This window comes from Armatimonadota bacterium (assembly GCA_017303935.1).
Classification (GTDB): Bacteria; Armatimonadota; Fimbriimonadia; order Fimbriimonadales; family Fimbriimonadaceae; genus JAFLBD01.
In genome coordinates, this window is sequence record JAFLBD010000001.1 from 926,624 (window position 1) to 943,866 (window position 17,243).

16 protein-coding genes are annotated in these 17,243 nt (G+C 52.8%); 9 read left to right on the forward strand and 7 right to left on the reverse strand.

The annotated features are described in order from the left end of the window. Positions 1-52 precede the first annotated feature (52 nt). Both J0L72_04375 and hrcA read left to right on the forward strand, forming a co-directional pair. A complete protein-coding gene (locus J0L72_04375) occupies positions 53-1,234 on the forward strand; it encodes a glycosyltransferase family 4 protein (protein MBN8690013.1) in 1,182 nt (393 codons plus the stop codon). A gap of 29 nt (positions 1,235-1,263) precedes the next feature. Then, positions 1,264-2,262, forward strand: coding sequence for a heat-inducible transcription repressor HrcA (hrcA, locus tag J0L72_04380; protein MBN8690014.1), 999 nt, complete (start codon positions 1,264-1,266; stop codon positions 2,260-2,262). Here hrcA and J0L72_04385 read toward each other — a convergent pair. Next, on the reverse strand, positions 2,259-2,987 hold the full coding sequence (locus J0L72_04385; GenBank protein ID MBN8690015.1) for an outer membrane lipoprotein-sorting protein: 729 nt from the start codon (positions 2,985-2,987) through the stop codon (positions 2,259-2,261). The two genes, hrcA and J0L72_04385, sit on opposite strands and share 4 nt — an antisense overlap. Before the next feature lie 57 nt (positions 2,988-3,044). Between J0L72_04385 and J0L72_04390 the strand changes: the two genes are divergently transcribed. From J0L72_04390 to J0L72_04410, 5 genes are read left to right on the forward strand one after another with little or no spacing between them, the layout of a single operon-like run. Then, positions 3,045-4,067: a hypothetical protein gene (locus J0L72_04390; GenBank protein ID MBN8690016.1), complete on the forward strand. Its 1,023-nt coding sequence runs from the start codon at positions 3,045-3,047 to the stop codon at positions 4,065-4,067. Next, entirely contained in the window at positions 4,039-4,968 is a 930-nt protein-coding gene (locus tag J0L72_04395; protein MBN8690017.1) for a hypothetical protein, read from the forward strand. Before J0L72_04390 ends, J0L72_04395 begins: the two co-directional genes overlap by 29 nt. After that, positions 4,965-6,107: a hypothetical protein gene (locus J0L72_04400; GenBank protein ID MBN8690018.1), complete on the forward strand. Its 1,143-nt coding sequence runs from the start codon at positions 4,965-4,967 to the stop codon at positions 6,105-6,107. The genes J0L72_04395 and J0L72_04400 overlap by 4 nt, the downstream gene beginning before the upstream one ends. 21 nt (positions 6,108-6,128) lie before the next feature. Beyond that, complete coding sequence (locus J0L72_04405) at positions 6,129-6,500, forward strand: hypothetical protein (protein MBN8690019.1); 372 nt, start codon at positions 6,129-6,131, stop codon at positions 6,498-6,500. 3 nt (positions 6,501-6,503) lie between these two features. Continuing rightward, the gene (locus J0L72_04410; protein MBN8690020.1) at positions 6,504-8,363 is read left to right on the forward strand and encodes a hypothetical protein; all 1,860 of its coding nucleotides are present in this window, start codon (positions 6,504-6,506) and stop codon (positions 8,361-8,363) included. Here J0L72_04410 and J0L72_04415 read toward each other — a convergent pair. Both J0L72_04415 and J0L72_04420 read right to left on the reverse strand, forming a co-directional pair. After that, positions 8,340-9,734, reverse strand: coding sequence for a VanW family protein (locus J0L72_04415; protein ID MBN8690021.1), 1,395 nt, complete (start codon positions 9,732-9,734; stop codon positions 8,340-8,342). The genes J0L72_04410 and J0L72_04415 overlap by 24 nt on opposite strands. 80 nt (positions 9,735-9,814) lie before the next feature. Next, positions 9,815-11,206, reverse strand: coding sequence for a beta-lactamase family protein (locus tag J0L72_04420; GenBank protein ID MBN8690022.1), 1,392 nt, complete (start codon positions 11,204-11,206; stop codon positions 9,815-9,817). A gap of 27 nt (positions 11,207-11,233) precedes the next feature. On the opposite strand from J0L72_04420, the gene J0L72_04425 reads away from it, so the two are divergent. Then, the gene (locus tag J0L72_04425) at positions 11,234-12,034 is read left to right on the forward strand and encodes an esterase (GenBank protein ID MBN8690023.1); all 801 of its coding nucleotides are present in this window, start codon (positions 11,234-11,236) and stop codon (positions 12,032-12,034) included. Here J0L72_04425 and J0L72_04430 read toward each other — a convergent pair whose 3' ends face one another. Beyond that, the gene (locus J0L72_04430) at positions 12,035-12,664 is read right to left on the reverse strand and encodes a carbonic anhydrase (GenBank protein ID MBN8690024.1); all 630 of its coding nucleotides are present in this window, start codon (positions 12,662-12,664) and stop codon (positions 12,035-12,037) included. A 38-nt stretch (positions 12,665-12,702) separates the two neighbouring features. On the opposite strand from J0L72_04430, the gene J0L72_04435 reads away from it, so the two are divergent. Then, a complete protein-coding gene (locus tag J0L72_04435) occupies positions 12,703-13,302 on the forward strand; it encodes an NAD(P)H-dependent oxidoreductase (GenBank protein ID MBN8690025.1) in 600 nt (199 codons plus the stop codon). Between the two features lie 2 nt (positions 13,303-13,304). Here J0L72_04435 and J0L72_04440 read toward each other — a convergent pair whose 3' ends face one another. From J0L72_04440 to leuB, 3 genes are read right to left on the reverse strand one after another with little or no spacing between them, the layout of a single operon-like run. Continuing rightward, a complete protein-coding gene (locus J0L72_04440; protein ID MBN8690026.1) occupies positions 13,305-14,768 on the reverse strand; it encodes a proteasome accessory factor PafA2 family protein in 1,464 nt (487 codons plus the stop codon). Positions 14,769-14,776: 8 nt separating this feature from the next. Continuing rightward, complete coding sequence (gene trmFO / locus J0L72_04445; protein ID MBN8690027.1) at positions 14,777-16,180, reverse strand: methylenetetrahydrofolate--tRNA-(uracil(54)-C(5))-methyltransferase (FADH(2)-oxidizing) TrmFO; 1,404 nt, start codon at positions 16,178-16,180, stop codon at positions 14,777-14,779. After that, on the reverse strand, positions 16,177-17,238 hold the full coding sequence (gene leuB, locus J0L72_04450; GenBank protein MBN8690028.1) for a 3-isopropylmalate dehydrogenase: 1,062 nt from the start codon (positions 17,236-17,238) through the stop codon (positions 16,177-16,179). Before leuB ends, trmFO begins: the two co-directional genes overlap by 4 nt. Positions 17,239-17,243 lie beyond the last annotated feature (5 nt).

Sequence of the window (17,243 nt, forward strand, 5' to 3'; positions counted from 1 at the left end):
GGCAAGTCCCAGACTCTTCTTTTTTGCCCTAAATGGCATAATGCACCATAGGATGAGCCTGAAAATCGCCATATTCCAACCAGAGCCCGATGGGCATCACTTGGTCTATGTGCGGTACATCCTCGGCCCACTGCTTGCGGCTGGCCACACGGTTACTTTGGTCACCACCGATCGAGTGATTGAGAGCGTGGCCTTCGAAATGATAAAAGAAAGATTCGAAGGTCAGTTCTCCATCGTGAAAATGGAGGATGTCCCGACACCTGAATCTGCGGGCATTCGCGAAAAGCTCAGGGGCCAGTTTGGTCGCTGGAAGGCTTATAACAAGGCTTATCTTTCGTTACCGAAGCAAGATGCAATCTTCATGGTCAACTTGGACCGTGCAGATCACGCGATGGCGGTCAAGGGCTCACCATTTGGTCCCTCTCCCTACACTGGTTTCTTGTTTGGGCGGCACTTTCACCTTGCGGGAGGCGCACGCAACGCAATTGAGAAGATCTCGTTCCAGAGGCTCTTAAAGATTCCTAGCCTCAAATCGATCTTGGTCGTCGATCCTGAGTTCGCAGAATCACAGAAAGGGTCAATCGTCAGGTTCATCCCAGACGCGGCTTATATCGAGTTCGTAGATACCGAGCGATCACTACGGCGAGAGCTTGGAATTCAGCCTGAACAGCGTGTTTGCCTGATGTTCGGATCATTGACTCCACGAAAGGGAGTTGCAGAATTTCTGTCCGCGTTGGATTCGCCCGAGTGCCACCAAGATGTCGTTGGGTTGCTCGTCGGCAAGCAAGACGATGACGTTCAAAAATTGCTGCGCGAGAATCGGGCAACGCGACTAATCGAATCCGACCGGCTTTTCGTCTTGCCTGGATTTGCAGACAATGAAGTCCAATCGATGGCATTTACAGAATGCGATTGCGTCTGGGCGGGGTACATCGACTGGTTGGGTGGCAGCGGAGTCCTGGTCCAGGCAGCTGCGTCAGGAAAGCCCATTCTCGCGAACAAAGACGGTCATGTCGGGAAGGAAGTCCTCCAAAACGGTCTTGGCTTGGCAGTGGATATCCTCAATCCTGAAATGACCTCGCAAGCGTTGAACCAGTTGACCTCGCAAGCGTTGAACCAGTTGACATCGAAGGCGGAACAATACAAGGATGCTGGTTTGGCTTATGCGAAGGATCGTACGATTGAAACCTTTGCCAAAAGCGTCGTAGAATCCATTGAAGGGTGCGCCCAATGAGTGAACTGGATCCAAGAAAGAGAATTATCTTGAAGGCGGTGATTGTCGAGTACGTCGCCGAGGGAGAGCCAGTAGGCTCCGAACTGATTGCGACCAAATACGATCTTGGCGTGCGTGGCGCGACCGTTCGAAACGAGCTCGCCGAAATGAGTGAGATGGGATTGCTGGAGCAGCCTCACACGAGTGCCGGACGAATCCCAAGCGATTCTGGATACCGCTACTTTGTTGACCATATGGTTAACCCTGGCGCACCTGAAGAGGGCGAGCAATCTAGGATCGATCAGACCACACAGAAGGCTGAAATTCTCCGCGATCTCCTGCAAGACACCACTAAGCTACTGAGCCGGATGACGCACCAGCTCAGCGCAGCAAAACTCAGTACCGTCAGCAAGCAAGTCATCCGCAATGCCGTGGTGACCGCTCTTGGCGAACGAAGCGCGCTCTTGGTTGTTGTTCTCGGTAATGGCGATGTAGCAAACCGTCCACTCGAGATTCCAAAAGAAGTGACTCTGGCCGACTTTGGTGAACTCAACGATTGGCTGACCCGAGTCGTTGTGAATCAAACTCTGGGTGAGGTGAATAAGCTCAAATCGAGCTCTATAGGCAGGCCAGGAGCGATTGAAGAGCTTGCCGCGAATACCATCGCAGGGCTGAAGGCAATCAACAAGGATCGCTCTAGCGGTCAGCTATTCGTGGAAGGCGAAGAGTATGTGCTCGCGGCGCCCGAAGTTCAGCGCGACGCAATGAATCTTTCCAATGTCTTGCAGAGCATTGAAGACGACACACTCCTGGCACAAGCGATAGACAACCAAAGCAGCGAGCCGTTGTACATCACGATTGGCAAAGAGAATTTGACTCCTGGGCTTCACTCGCTTAGCATCTTACGCCACAGCTTTACGATCGGCGATGAGCACGCAGGAACCATCGCATTGGTGGGGCCGACACGCACCGAGTACGAAAAGAATATCGCCCTGCTCAAATTCACGAGCAAGGCGATTAGTGATTCGATTGAGAAGTTGTTGCGTTAGTTCACTTTGAACAGGTCGTCGGCGACGCCCGCATTGATCTTCACGTTCTCATAGCTGACGGTTCCGGCCCGCTTGTTGTCGGCGTTGTTCACGCTGACCTGAGTCGCGAGAGTGGCTCCATTTTGGGTGACAGGCTTCTCGTAGAAGATCGTCGCCATGAGACGGCCTCCTTGCCTTCCCTTTTGGGCGTACCATTCCTTCTTCGTGATTCGCTTCTGCTCTGGATCGATCCAGATGCGATATCGGGATGTGTCCTTCAGCGACGCATAGTAAGTGAGATCAAAGACGGCGTCACCAGTCGCGCGGTCCATACGTACAAAGTCCGCTTGGAACAAGGTCGTGAGCATCGCTGGAGTTAACAATCCGAAGTCGAATCCGGTCTGGCGCATTCCAGGCTTTTTGGAAACGTCCATCTTGACGTTGAGGTTTGAGCGTGGCACGCGCGTCCATTTGATCCCGCCGTTGACGATGAACGTGACGGCTTCACCTTGGATCGTGGAAACCATGCGGAGTTTGAACGGTTCTTTCAACCAAACTTGGGACGAACTGACACGATAGGAATTCGTGAAGTCCTTGTTGATCTTGCTGAGCTCCGAGATGCTGTGGGCTCCGGTCTTGACGGTGAATTGTGCATCCCGAAAGCCTGATTGAACGTAGTTCTTTATATCTTGCGATTGTGGCGTGAGGATCAAGCTCGTGGCCGCCAACGTGGTTAAAATACTCATGACTCGTACAAGTAGATACGAATTAGAGACCCAAGGATTTCTGTCAATCCGATAAACATGCTCAAAAACAGCGTCGAAGAGCGGAATGAGCCGCTAGAAACCTATCAGCACGAGCGATATGATCGCTTGCAGTCGATGCTGAGTGCGAGCACGTTTGAGTCAACCACCACAATCTTCAGAAAGCTCGCCGGCAAGATATACGGCAAGACCTTATTGCCGTCCGCGCTGATTTACAGTGTCATCGTTTTGAACTTCCAGGTGTTGATTCCGAGGCTGTTTTTGACTTCTCGCCCAAACGACACGAGGTTCCAAATTCTGGAAGCGGGCATCGTTCTTTTGCTTATGGTGATGACGAGCGTTCCGGTGCTGATCATCGGGCTTTCGTCGATCCTCAACACCGTGACGCACCACGTCGTGGCACATTTCAACCAGCGGTCCGCTGCGCCGCAAGAGATCGAGAATCGATGTGATCAGACCGGATATGAGATGTTCAAACTCTGCAGCCGGATCCTCTTTCGAATATCGATTTGGCCAGTTTCGACTGCGATCTTCTTTGGAGCGTCATCGGCTTTTGTGAGCAGTAACTCCGATGCTTCGATGATCATTTACCTTCCGCTGTTTGTACTCGTCATTTTGTCGCTCGTCATGCCGCTGGTGTACTTTTTGCGCGATCTGCTGGCGCCTACGGCTTTGATTGCGGAAAAGATCAGCCCCAAAGATGCGCTCGCGCGCAGCAAGCAGATGTCAAAAGCGCATCGAGGTGTGGCGGCGGGCTCCGATATGACCCTGGGTATGACCATCGTCATCGGAATTTTGGGCCTAATCTTCTCCGGAAGTCTGGCAATACTCTATCAAATGCTGCCGATCTACGCCATTCTCGAACGGCTCATGGGAGATTCGCCTCTTGCGGAAGTCTGGCGTAATTTCATCGGTGGGATTCCATTTTTTGCAGTTTTTGCCTTTCTTTTTCCCATGTGGTGCGTGAGTAGCTCGGTCAGTTACTTCGAGCGCCGCATCCGGGCTGAGGGCTACGACATCCATTTGATGAACAATGAACTTCCTTCAAAAAATCGCCGCTAGTTCATTGGTTTTGCTGCTGCATTGCACGGCACTGGCCGTGGATTGGGCAGGACTCGACAAAGAGCTCTCCACAGCCACTGAAGAGGGAGTTCGGTTTGAAATCGCTAAGAAATATGGCGCATTCAACGATCCTGAGTTCAAGAAGTTGTGGGACGCCGACCACGCGACGGAAAGCTATGGGATCTACAATTACGAAGGATATGTCCGCTCAAAGGTGATCTTTGGAGACAGCACGACGGCTGCAGGAGAATCCTCGGTTTCCGGGCTCAAGGAGATCTCAGAGGCCAAGAAGGATCCAATCTATCACGATCAGGGCGGGCTTACAGAAAGTAGTTGGATGGCCGATTCTGCAAAAAAAATGCAGGAATGGTTCGATTCGCTTGATTTCAGGGTCGAGACCCCGGCTGGCGCAGCTCCAAATTTCCCCAGCATTTCGCCACAGTTTATCGAATCTGCAATTTACATTGCACTCGCAGCCTGCGCCTTGATGCTCATCAAAGTTTTTGCCCCGTTTTTCAAGAGGAATATCAAAGTCGCCAAATCTCGTAGTGGCTTGATCACCGAGGAAGAAGCCGGGCTTTCGATTGATGAATGGCTAGCCCGTGCGGACGGGTTCATTGCGGCTGGTCGACACCGAGAGGCGGTTCGATGCCTCTATATTGCGTGCCTGATCCGGTTGGACGAATCCAAGAAGCTAGATCTCAAGTCCTTTGAAACGAATTGGGAGCACTATCGCCGATTTTCGCGGAACAAGTTTTCGCAGCAGTTCGATCTGAAGGCCCCGACCGAAGGATTCGACCAGTTTTGGTATGGAAACAAGGACTGCACGGAAAGCGACGCCCTGCAATTCCGCTCCTACTACGAGTCGGTCACTGAAACCCTGAAGGTGGCTGGCAAATGAGGTTCAGATCTCTCCAGAAATTTGCCCTTTGGTCGACCACAGTGCTCTTCGGTGCGACGGTTTTCCTGCTCATAGGACAACAATCCAGGACAGCATTTCCTAGTTTGGCTAGCAGCGCACCCAGTGGGATGAAGCTCTTCGGCGAGTTGTTGGAGCGCAATGGTATGAAGATCGATGCCAACCGGTCAGAATTTCCAACTGCCGAAGAAGGGACCGTGAGCGTTGCCTTCGTTACTAAAGACATCTCATCTGCCCTTTACTATCTGTCCGACGAAGAAGATTCTAGTTCGGAAAGTTTGATGCCCTCGCTATCAAACCTTTTGAAGAATTCGAAACCCGGCAGTAAGCTCATCTTGGTACGTATGGATCCAGAGTTCGACTCTCAATCGGTTTCGGCAGGTCCAGCAACATACATACCAGTGATGAATTTGGGGAAGCCATCATACAAGTTACAAGGAATCCCTCGCGACATCCCCGATTACGAAGAGAATATTGGTTCCCCGCTTGGAAAATATGAAACCGGATCGTCGGCAGATCAAAGCGTTGCTTGGTCTAAAAAGTTCGGCAATACCGAGGTCTTGATGCTAAACAGCGGCCTTATTGCATCCAATCGGTTTATCGACAAAGGTGACAATGCGGAATTCTTGGTGAGTCTTTTCCGCCGTTTTGGTGGCAAGAATGCCCACTTCGTCTCTTACGAAAGCACCTTTGGAAACGGTCAGCCCACAAACCTCTTCACTGCAATCGGGAACTGGGCGGTTGTGGCCTCATGGCAAGCACTTCTTCTTTTCATCGTGGTGTGCTATAGCGTGTCGGTTCGGTTCGGAATTGCTCACCAGATGCGGTCACGTGAACGAGGAACGACAGACGCGATTGATGCACTCGGTACGACGTTCGTACGGACCGAAAATATTTCGTACGCGTCAGCTCTCTACTTCGATCGGATCATCCATCAGGCAAAGACAAAGCTGCGTATTCCGCGCAATGCACCAATCGAGAATCTTACAAATCGGGTCAGTCCCGAACTCGCTGGAATGATTGAGTCCACCACGCAGCGTATTTCTCGGGGTGAGGAAATCGACGTTGCCACAGTCGCGGCGATCAAAACAGAAATCGAAGAGCTCAACACGTCCCGATAGCAACGTGTGTAAAATGCCTGTATGCGTGCATCAGCCCTCATTGCCGTTGTTTCGTTGCTCGGAGTATCACTCGCCGGCGCACAATCCGCTACTGGCATGAAAGCCGAAAAAGAGAAGCTTTTGAAGCTGGAGAAAACGTACAAGTCCGCTAAGGCCGCATATCTCAAGAGCCCCAAAAACGCCAAGCTGAAGGCAGCGTATGTCGATGCAACCGTAAAATTTGGCACTGGCACGATGCTCTCCCCGACGCTTGGGCCGAAAGACAAATATCCCAAGGCACTAAAGCTCTACCGAGAGGCGCTCAAGCTCGATCCAAAGAACAAAGAAGCGCTTCAGAACAAGAAGATGATCGAAGACATCTACCGGCAAATGGGTCGCCCAATTCCTGCTTAAGCTTTGCATTTCCCAGAATTTCTATTAACAGACGACTCGGCTCAGCGCAACAAACTGCTGAGCCGCTTCTGTGTAATTCTGGGGCTTGTCTGCGTCTTTTTGGCGGCACTACCCCACCTCATCGCGCTGGGTATCCAGCCTCCTGGCAAGGCTTATCTTGGCGAAGTCTTCAACACCGATGATCACCTGGTCTACATGGGTTGGATGCGGCAGGCGATGGAAGGAAATTTCCTCTTCGAGAATCGATTCACGACTGATCCTCAGCCGAAGCTGACAATTCATCTCTACTTCTTGGTACTTGGGAATCTCGCCAGGATTTTTGGGATCATCGGCACGTTCACGCTGGCTCGGTTAGGACTGACTTACCTATTTGTCCATCTCCTCGGACAGATATTCAGGCGCACTGATCTCAATCTATTTGTTTGCAAGCTCGCGATCACCCTGATTTGCTTCGGCGGAGGATTGGGATTCCTGGCTTGGCAGATGTTTGGACGCCTGATCGTCACGCCACAGGGCAAGGTGTTTGCGCCGATCTTTGGCGGACACCTTCCCACGGACGTGTGGCAGCCCGAGATTTTTGTGTTCCCTTCGATGCTCACAAACAGCCTCTTCATGGCGAGCCTCTGCTTGATGCTTTGGATCGTACTGGAGGTGCTCAATGCCAGGGATAGCTCGAAGGGAGTCTGGCGTGGTGCACTGGCGTTCTTGTTGCTCATGAACATCCACAGCTACGATGTGCTCACATTAGCCTTCGTGCTGCTGGGGATGTTGGTGGCGATGTTTGGCGCGAAGAAGGTCGAGCCAAAATGGGTGGGCAGAGTCGCACTGATGAGCCTTGGCGCATTGCCGAGTGCTGCATGGTTTTGGCACGTGCTCCAAAGCGACGCGGTGTTTCAAGCGCGGGCCGCCACTCCAACTTTCACCGTCGGGTTTCGGCCATTCTTAGGCGGATTGCTCCCTGCAATTTTGCTTTGTGTCTGGGCGATCGCCTCAGACGCTCAGAAACGAATTCGATCGACAGTAAGCGCGCTTGGATTTTTCTTGCTTCTGCTGGTGAGCTGGATTGCGGCTGGAGGAACGGGCGACTACTTCGTTCTTACAACGATTACCTGGGCTGTCTTCTTTATCTCTGCGCTGGCGATCTGCTTTGGCGCAGGGCGCAAGGAGCCGATTTGGAATCTGATGCTCGCATGGCTTATGTGCGGCCTGGCCGCACCTTACTTCCCTGTTCTGTTCCAGCGTAAGATGGCGGCAGGTCTGATCATTCCAGTCGCCACGCTTGCCGCCATCGGCATCGCGTGCATCATGCAGCGGTTCGAACGGCATCAGCGAAACAGCGTGACCTTCGTGTTCTTGATCATGATCTGCACCAGCTCAGTGCTCTGGATTCAACGCGAGGCAAAATTGGTCGCTGGCGATGTGTCAACTACAACGGTGCATCCCGCATTCTTGAGCAAAGACGCGCTGGCGATGATCAACATCGTTCAGCGGGATTCGAATTCGGTGCCGGTCATCGCTGCCATCCCCGGTGTTCCGACGCCGCTTGGGCCAGACAGCTTCGGGAGCCCGATCATTCCCGATCTCAATCCAGTATTTGTCGGTCTTGGCGGTGCTAGGGCGATCGCCGGGCATTGGAGCGAAACGCCTGATTATTCCGAGCGACGTGCCGAAATGGCAGAGGAGCTCTTTGCTCCAACTTCCACACCTACTAGGCAGCAAGCGTATGTCGAAAAGTACAACGTGACATACGTGGTGGGACTGAATCCAGAGGCTTATCCGAACGCAAATCTCGCCAGCATCAACAATCTGGGAGAAATGGTCTACAAAGGAAACCAGTTCTTATTGATTCGGGTCAGGCGCTGAGGGAGTGCTCGGTTCAGCAGTGGGCGCAGGGGTAGGTGTGGCTGAAGGCCGAGCCGCCGGAGCCTTTGCCCGCATATTTTTGCCGTACAGCCTAGGCGATCCCGGATAATAGCTGGTGCCCAGATCTTCTTTGCGAACGAGCTTGCCGTCCTTATAGACGTAACGCCAAGTGTTAATCTTATGCGCTGCGCCTCCACGGTCGATGAGTACCACCTTTCCGAACGGTAACGAAGGATCGTGCTTGTATTCTGTTCCTCGCGACCATGTGGTTTGCTTTCCGCGAATGATCTCGACTTTCAGCCCCTTCTCTTTGATTCCTAAAATGTTGAAGGTCAGCGTGCCGGGACTATAGGTGCAATCCAGGGCGATCGGGTAATCCTTGTTGTTTTCGAACACCAAATCAGGATTCGGGAAGCTCACTGTAGCATCTCTGCCGACTGGAACATATGCCACGGGCAGTGAGTGATTCGATCGTTTGACGATCTTGAAATCGCCCATCAAAAGAGCATTGTAAAGCGTCGTGCTCACTTGGCAGATGCCGCCGCCCACACCGGTATCGTGGCGACCATTGACATACACGCCAGCTTCCTTAAATCCTCTGGCCACAGTCCGCTTGCCAACGACTGTGTTGAAGGCGAACTGCTCTCCAGGCATCAAAACCAAACCGTCGATGATTTCACTGGCGCGCTTGATGTTGGCGCAGCGTGGTCGATTCGAGGCTGGAAAATGGGTCGTGAAGGTCGATGCCGTTTCGATGATCTTCTCGAGTTCTTCGTCCGGCACTTTCTTGGCGCCTTCCTTCAGTGGAACCTCGATCTCAGGAATCTTGTTCAAAAAGGCGTCTTGCAAGGCTGTTCGGTACGACTCAGCATCCAGTGCGATGCCTGCATTTTCGTAGGTGCGATTGATCTTCCCTGCGACCAAAGTCACTCGTGCAGGAGACATCTCGCGCTTCTGGGAATCGATTTTCGCGCTGAGCGCTTTGATCTTCTCTTCTCGAACTCCGAAGATAATCGGAAACTTGGACTTAGATTGATCAATGCCGACCTTGCGTTTGGTGTCCTCCCAAAATCCGTCGAGTTGAATCTGTTTGATGCTGGCTTCATCGTCGAGGTAAAGCCCGAGTTCATCCACACGACCACCAGAACCCACATCCACCTTCTTGCTGGTTAGCTTGATTTGCGCTGTTCGCTCGCCTTCCCACCAAAGTCGCAATCGTTTGCGGCCTTCTTCCGGCGAAAGACCACCGACAGGAACGACGCCAATCACCGTTCCCTGCGGGATGACAGGAGAGTGTTGCGATGCCCCAACGGCCAACGCACCTCCCGAAACCGTGGCTACCGCCACCACAATACCAGCCAGAATTTTCACAATAATTTACAAAAAATTAGACGAACTTATTATAGCAATTGCTCCTCTCCCGATGCGAGTATTCGTAAAGTTAATCGAACTTAAGGGAACGGCAAAAACCGAATTCCTGCAAATTTCCCTTCGGAATTCACTGAAACCATCAACTTTAGGCTAACAGTTGGAAATGTGGCGAGATAGGTGCTAATGATCGTGCCATTTGTTGATTCACGCTTCAGCAAGGTCAGTTTGCTGAGCGGACCATAGGGCTCAAACTGTTGTGAAACCTGGCGTACAAGTTGTGGCGTCAGCCCTTTGTTGGCTTCATCACTCATTTGAGAGCGGTCTGGATTGTTCGCGATCAGAGAGCGCGCAAAGTTCAAAGTTCTCGCCGTAAGCTGGGTGTTGTCATCCGGAATGCCTTCAGATAACTTCGCCAATTTGGGGATGATTCTCAGCGAAATTTGAGTCACCAAATCAGAAGGAGATGAGCCGTTCATCGAGTTCTTTAGCACGATGATCGTGGTTTTCTCATTCAAAAATCGCTTGATATACGTGGTGAATCCAGGGATTCCGCCTCCATGTTCAACGACAGGCAGATCGCCTTCATTTCCAACCCCCCAACCCATTCCATAGTCAGATTTTGCGCCCGAATTAAGGGTGAATGGAGTCCACATGAGAGCCTTTTCTTCTTTGGTGAACAAGTCGTTGCCATAAAGAGCCGCGTCCCACTTCGCGAGGTCTTCGACGGTGCTTGCCAAATTTCCTGCGGCACCCGGCGTCACTTCGTTGGGCGGCAAAAATCGATTGGGAGCATCCGAATAGCCAATCGCTTCGTACGGACGTGGTATGGATCGCCGGTAGATGTAAGTTCGGCTCATGCCAAGTGGCTTGAAAATCTTTGTATTTAGGTAATCGAAGTACGGCTTCTTGGTCACCGCTTCGATGACCGAGCCAAGAAGGTAGTAACCGGTGTTGCAGTATTCAAAGGCTTCACCGGGCTTGGTCTTTCGCTTTTGTCCAGAAGTGACTTTGATAACATCGCTCAAGGTGAATGGCTTCGGCGAGATCATGGACACCGCAATGTCGGTGTAATTGAATAATCCGCTGGTGTGGTGCAACAAGTGATTGAGCGTGATATCGCTCCAGCTCGATGGCGCCGATGGGATGTATTTGGTGATTGGGTCATCGAGTTTCACCTTGCCCTCCCTCTTCAGCAGAATGATCCCGCCAGCAGCAAATTGCTTTGTGAGAGAACCAATCAAAAACGAGGTGCGCTTATCCGGCCTTTGTTGGGTAGCCAGAGACATCACGCCAAAGCCTTGGGAATAGATCAGCTTGCCGTCTTGAACGATTCCAACCGCGCTTCCTGGCGCACCACAGACCCTTTGCCAGTCCGCAGCGATTTGGTTGATTTCAGTTGCATTGACCTCCGCAGTAGCCGCCAAAGGCATGCAAAATAGCGCGGCGAATACAGTCACTCTGTTAGCTTTCATAGGATTATCGAATCTAGGACGATTTGGGTGAACCGTTCAGACTTTGAATCGTCTTGGCACTGCATGATTGCGCTGTTCCCTCTGATGCTTATGGCCATGGAGCCAACGACAGAAACTCTGACCCTGACCGTCGACGGCGTCGAGCGAAAGGCGATCATCGTCATTCCAAGCTCTGCGAAAACCAAGTCTTCTCCCATCGTATTCGCGTTTCATGGCCACGGCGGGAACATGAATTATTCAGTTCGAAAGTTTGCTGTGGGTGACTATTGGCCCGAAGCGATCGCCGTTTATCCTCAAGGATTGCCGACTGCTGGACGGACTGATCCTGATGGAAAGAAAAATGGCTGGCAAAACTCGCCAGGGCTTAATGGAGATCGCGATCTCAAGTTCTTCGATCAGCTCTTGGTCACCGCGAAGAAGATGGCGAAAGTGGATTCGAAGCGAATCTATTCGGTTGGCCATTCGAACGGCGCAGGCTTCACTTATTGCCTATGGCGTACGAGGCCAAATTTGCTGGCTGCAATCGCGGTGTGTGCTGGAGGATTTGGTTCTGCACCAGACCCAAGCCCGATTCCAGTGCTGCACATCGCCGGCCGAAAAGACCCAGTGGTTCCGTTCAAAAATCAAGAAAGGACGATCGAACGGCTCAAAACCATCAATCAATGTAGCGCGGATGGCAAGCCTTGGGATGGCCGCAAAGACATCATGGAGTTTTCTTCGAAAGTCGGCGCGCCTGTCGTCGCCCATATTCATAACGGATCGCACGAGATGCCGCAGGATTCGAACGAAGTGTTCTACAAGTTCCTGAAACAACACTCCAAGAAGTGATTACTTGCGAAGATAGGCGTCGTCGACATGGCTTCCGGCCGGGACTTCGACAAGCGGATGCAGAATTCCGTCGGCGATGCTATACACCCACCCATGCAAATCGGGGCCACCTTGATTGCGCCATGCGTCTTGAATGATGTCGGTCCGCATGAGATTCTGGACTTGGGAAGCCACGTTCAGCTCTACAACTCGATTGACGCGCTGCTCTTCATCCGAAATCCGATCGAGTTCGAGGCTATTTTCGTGGACAACGTCCCGAATGTTCTTGAGCCACATGCTCAGAATTGGATCGACCGGATCTCTTAGCGCCGCAGCCCGAACACCACCGCATCCATAGTGGCCGCACACGATCACATGCTTGACTTTCAAAATGCTGACCGCGTAGTTTAGGACGCTAAGTAGGTTGAGGTCATTGGTGACCACCAAATTGGCGATGTTGCGATGAACGAAAATCTCGCCAGGATCCGTACCCGTGATTTCGTTTGCTGGGACTCTGCTGTCACTGCAACCGATCCACAAGTAGGTCGGGGACTGCTGGCTCACAAGCCTCGAAAAGAACTCAGGATCGGCGACGAGTTTACGACTTCGCCATTCCGAATTTCCCTGTAGCAATCGCTCGTAGAGGCCCATGAATCCGCACTGTACCCGAGTCATAATCTTGCTAACAGATGAAGCGCGTTTTGATTGTGAATGGATCGTTGGGCGGAGTGACCGGCAACACCGGTGAACTCCTTGCGTTGGCAGAAGAGCGACTTTCGGGCGAAGTTGAAGTCGAAATTCTAGACCTCTCTCGCCGTCCACATATCGACCGCGTTCTAGAAGCTGTCCAGCGCGCGGATGGCTTTATCTTTGGGACTGGGACTTACTGGGATGCGTGGGGTTCGCCGATGCAGATGTTCCTTGAAGAAACTGCCCACACCGAAGGATTTGATTTTTGGGTCGGTAAACCTGCAATCGTGATGGCGACAGCACACGCTGTCGGTGCGAAAGGCATCGTCTCTCGCCTCATGGGCGTGCTCAACGTTTATGGGCTGATGTTTCCTCCGATGGCGGGTCTTGCGATCACCTACGTCAATCAGACAGCCTATCCCCACGCGAACGACCATCTCAAGAACGAGCTCTGGACGACCAACGATGTCGAGACCGTCTGCCACAACTTAATCGAAGCCATGAACGGGACCAATCAGTGGAAACAGTGGCCCACGAATAGCGGTCGGTACGGCGACAAGTGGCTGTATTGTTACAGCGAAAAGCACGGCAAAGAGTAACGCTATCCTTCTGGAAGATTCGGATTGAATGGGTCTTCCAGATCGATGTATTCCGACCTGCCAATTGCAATCCCGCTCCAGTCAATCATGTAAGGGATGAGCTTCTTCCCGCTCATGATCTTCTTGATTGCTTGGCTCCTCGCATTTGCGCGAGTATTGGATGGTGGATCGGTCATCGCGTCAATCACATCAAGTTCTGACGTGATCCGCTGAACATCGCCCATGGATTGAAGCGCGTAATAGAGCCCTTCCTTGGCGTTGATGTTGTGGTACTCCATGTCCAGCGAGTGCAGATAGGGATCGCTCCACTCGAGCCCTTCGGATTTACGGAACTCGGACAGCATCTTGTATTTCGCTACCCAATCCAGCCGATCGTAGAGTTTCAAAGGATCAATCTCAAGTGCATCTAGGGTGCTCGCCCAGTGCTCCAAAATCCAGTCGATCTCGGCGCTTTCCCCGCCGTACTTCTTGCACGCCTCCAAGAATTTTCTTTGAATGCCAATTGCGGTTTCGTGCTCGCCAGAAACAGTTTCGACAGGCCACTTCCACGACTGATCTCGACTCACAGATCGCAGGGTTTCGATCGGGTCTACCAACATTTGATCGGGGAACGAATGCCCTTCTTCAATCAAGCGCAATACAAGGCTCGTTGTACCAACCTTGAGTGCGTAGGCAAACTCCATCATGTTCGATTCGCCAAAGAGCAAGTGGAACCGTTGTTGATCGTTGTGAGAATAAAAGTGCTCCCACTTAGGATTGATCAGCGCGCGATTGAATCGGACACGGCTCGCAACTGGCTTCAGAATGTGGTCGGCGCGCTGGCTCAATTGGAATGGGATCGAATCGTCGAGTCCGACACCGTACACCGCGCTCACCCAGATGTTATCAATCGGGTTTTGGCGAATTTGCCCCACCGTCGGGAGATTGTCCTTTTCACCTAAGATGTGCCCTCCGACACGGCCCGTCCCGGCGAAAATCTGACGTGTCACCAAGAACGAGTACAAGTGCGGCACTCGGTCTGTAAAGAAGTCCTCGGTCATGTGCACGAGGTAGTTTTCGTGGGTCCCGAAGGTCTGCCCGCCAAAGTGATCAACGCTGTTGTTGAACAGCTTGACCCGGCCAACCAAGTCCATCTGCTCCAGTGCGTGGCTGATGATTCGATGCCCTGCTCGGTCATTGGTGATGATCGATTTTAGGTCGAGGCACTCCGCCGTCGCGTACTCCAAATGACTCCCAACAGCATCCACATAAAGCCTGGATCCGTTCATCAAGAAGCCGCCAGAGTGGGACGGTTCGAACACCTCGTCACGCGAGTGGAGGTCAATCAGCCCAAGGCGCTGCTCAAGGAAGATGTGGTCTTTGATCGCGTCAACAACCGATTCAGCTGTGCCTAACTCGTCGTCCAGCACCAAGCAACCGAATTCAGTCTCGATCCCAAAGATTCGACCAGGCCACTTCTTTCTCACGGTAGTTGCTACGATGCGTCGCGCCCGATTATTCCAGCATCCCGCAGAAGTTCTATCCATTCTTGCAGGCCCTCGTTGGCTTTTTCGATCTTGTAGGCGCGCTTGAGTCCTTTGTCACGCATCGGTTCTGGCGGGTCTGGGAACAATCCCCAATTCACGTTCATCGGTGCGAACTCTCGCTCGATTGGGTCCCGCAAGTGTGAGATCAGTCCACCGTACGCCGTCGCCCTGCTCGGAAGTGGCAGCTCGAACCCTCCCAATTGTGCGACCGCATGTAGGCCACTCAAGATTCCAATCGCGGCGCTTTCGACGTATCCTTCCACTCCCGTGAGCTGACCTGAAAGGAATACTCCCGGCTTTTGAACTACTTGGAGGCGATCATCAAGGGCGGTCGGCGCCTCGACATAAGTGTTGCGGTGGATGACACCATAACGGACAAATTCGGCGTTTTCTAACCCCGGAACCATTTGGAAAATCCGCTTTTGCTCTCCCCACTTGAGGCGGGTTTGGCTGGCGACTAGCGAATACAGAGTGCCTTCTTTGTTCTCTGGTCGGAGTTGCAGCGCTGCATAAGGCCGGCGGCCGGTTCGTGGATCGGTGAGTCCAACCGGTTTGAAATTCCCGAACGCCAGACTACGCTCGCCCTTTTCTGCGATTGCTTCGATCGGAGTGCAGCCACTGAAGTACTTAATCTTTTCGAGGAGTTGCCCCTCAAGCTCATTGGGGTCCGCATCTCGCTTTCCGCCAGCTTCGAATGCATGGATCGGAGCCCGCTCGGCGTTCACGAGTTCTCTCACGAAGTTGAGATAGCTATCTTTCTCAAACGGACAATTGATGTAATCCTGCCCGTCCCCTTTTCCGTACCGGCTCTCTCGGAAGGCGATGTTGAAATCGATGCTCTCGACCGTCACCGTTGGGCTGACGGCATCATAGAAATAGAGATGCTTTCGGCCGATCCAACCCGCCAGGGCCTCACTGAGTTCGGGAGAAGTCAGCGGCCCCGTCGCAAGGATGAGCGGCCCATTCTGGATCGCAGTGTCAACATCCTCAGGCTGAAACTCTTCCCTTCGAACCTCAATGAGTGGGTGGTCTGCGATCGTACGGGTGATATCTTCGGCGAACTTCGCCCGGTCGACGGCTAGGGCTTCGCCAGCAGGAACCGAGTGACGTTCTGCGATCTCGAGCACGATGGAACCCAGCGCGCTCATTTCCGCCTTAAGCTGGCCCGCTGGAGACGTGCTCAGCTTGGATTTGAAACTATTCGAACAGACGAGCTCGGCAAAGGAATCGGTCGTATGTGCTGGTGTCATCCGCACAGGGCGCATTTCGTACAGCACCACTCGTTGGCCGCGAGTAGCAGCCGCCCAAGCGGCTTCAACTCCCGCAAATCCACCGCCGACGACTGTGATCAACGAGCGATTCTCTCGGCGATTGCAGTGCCCATCTGACTCGTGCTCACCAGTTGGCAACCTGATTCAAAGATGTCTGCCGTTCGAAGCCCAGCTTCGAGAGTAGATTCAATCGCTGATTCGATCTTGCCTGCCCCATCAATGTCTCCAAGCGAGTATTCGAGCAGCATGGCCGCGCTCAAGATGGTCGCAATCGGATTCGCTTTGCCTTGCCCTGCGATGTCTGGTGCAGAGCCGTGGGAAGGCTCATACAGCCCGAAAGAGCCATCGGATAGCGACGCGCTTGGCAACAAGCCAAGTGAACCGGTAACCATCGCCGCCTCATCGCTGAGGATATCGCCGAACATGTTCTCGGTGAGAATGACGTCGAACTGAGCAGGATCGCGCACAAGCTGCATGGCGCAGTTGTCGACAAGCATATGTGACAAGCTGACATCCGGAAACTCCAGTGCAATCTCGTTGACGACTTCTCGCCAAAGCCGGCTGGTTTCGAGCACGTTGGCCTTATCAACGCTGCAAACTTGCTTTCTTCGATTGCGGGCGATTTCAAAACTGCGCCTTGCAATCCGCTCAATCTCGAACCTGGAATACACGCAGGTGTCGATCGCGACGGTGCCATTCTCACGCCGCTCACGTGGCTGACCGAAGTAGATCCCACCTGTTAGCTCGCGAAACACCACACAGTCGATTGGCCCATTAGGCATCTTGACCGGAGACGCGCTCAACAACTGCTTGAATGCCTTCGCGGGTCGCACGTTAGCATACAGGTTCAGTTCGCGCCTGAGTGGAAGCAATGCACCGACTTCCGGCCGCATCGAAATTGGCTCAATTCGGTCCCACTTTGGTCCTCCGACTGCGCCGAGAAGGACCGCATCAGACTCCTTGCAAAGCGCGAGAGTGTCTTCTGGCAAAGGCGTCCCTGTGGCGTCGTAAGCTGCGCCGCCAATCAAAGCTTCTGTGAATTCAAGGTCTGTTCGGACCGCGTTGAGAACCTTGACTGCTTCGGCGGTCACCTCAGGACCGATTCCATCGCCAGCGAGAACTGCAATTTTGTGGGGCATAATGC

What these genes read in the sequence shown, in the direction of transcription:
- J0L72_04430 (MBN8690024.1), bottom strand. Translation starts at nt 12,664, where the DNA reads ATGGGCCTCTACGAGCGATTGCTACAGGGAAATTCGGAATGGCGAAGT.
- J0L72_04420 (MBN8690022.1), bottom strand. Translation starts at nt 11,206, where the DNA reads ATGAAAGCTAACAGAGTGACTGTATTCGCCGCGCTATTTTGCATGCCT.
- J0L72_04405 (MBN8690019.1), top strand. Translation starts at nt 6,129, where the DNA reads ATGCGTGCATCAGCCCTCATTGCCGTTGTTTCGTTGCTCGGAGTATCA.
- J0L72_04385 (MBN8690015.1), bottom strand. Translation starts at nt 2,987, where the DNA reads ATGAGTATTTTAACCACGTTGGCGGCCACGAGCTTGATCCTCACGCCA.
- J0L72_04435 (MBN8690025.1), top strand. Translation starts at nt 12,703, where the DNA reads ATGAAGCGCGTTTTGATTGTGAATGGATCGTTGGGCGGAGTGACCGGC.
- J0L72_04375 (MBN8690013.1), top strand. Translation starts at nt 53, where the DNA reads ATGAGCCTGAAAATCGCCATATTCCAACCAGAGCCCGATGGGCATCAC.
- J0L72_04390 (MBN8690016.1), top strand. Translation starts at nt 3,045, where the DNA reads ATGCTCAAAAACAGCGTCGAAGAGCGGAATGAGCCGCTAGAAACCTAT.
- J0L72_04395 (MBN8690017.1), top strand. Translation starts at nt 4,039, where the DNA reads ATGAACTTCCTTCAAAAAATCGCCGCTAGTTCATTGGTTTTGCTGCTG.
- leuB (MBN8690028.1), bottom strand. Translation starts at nt 17,238, where the DNA reads ATGCCCCACAAAATTGCAGTTCTCGCTGGCGATGGAATCGGTCCTGAG.
- J0L72_04400 (MBN8690018.1), top strand. Translation starts at nt 4,965, where the DNA reads ATGAGGTTCAGATCTCTCCAGAAATTTGCCCTTTGGTCGACCACAGTG.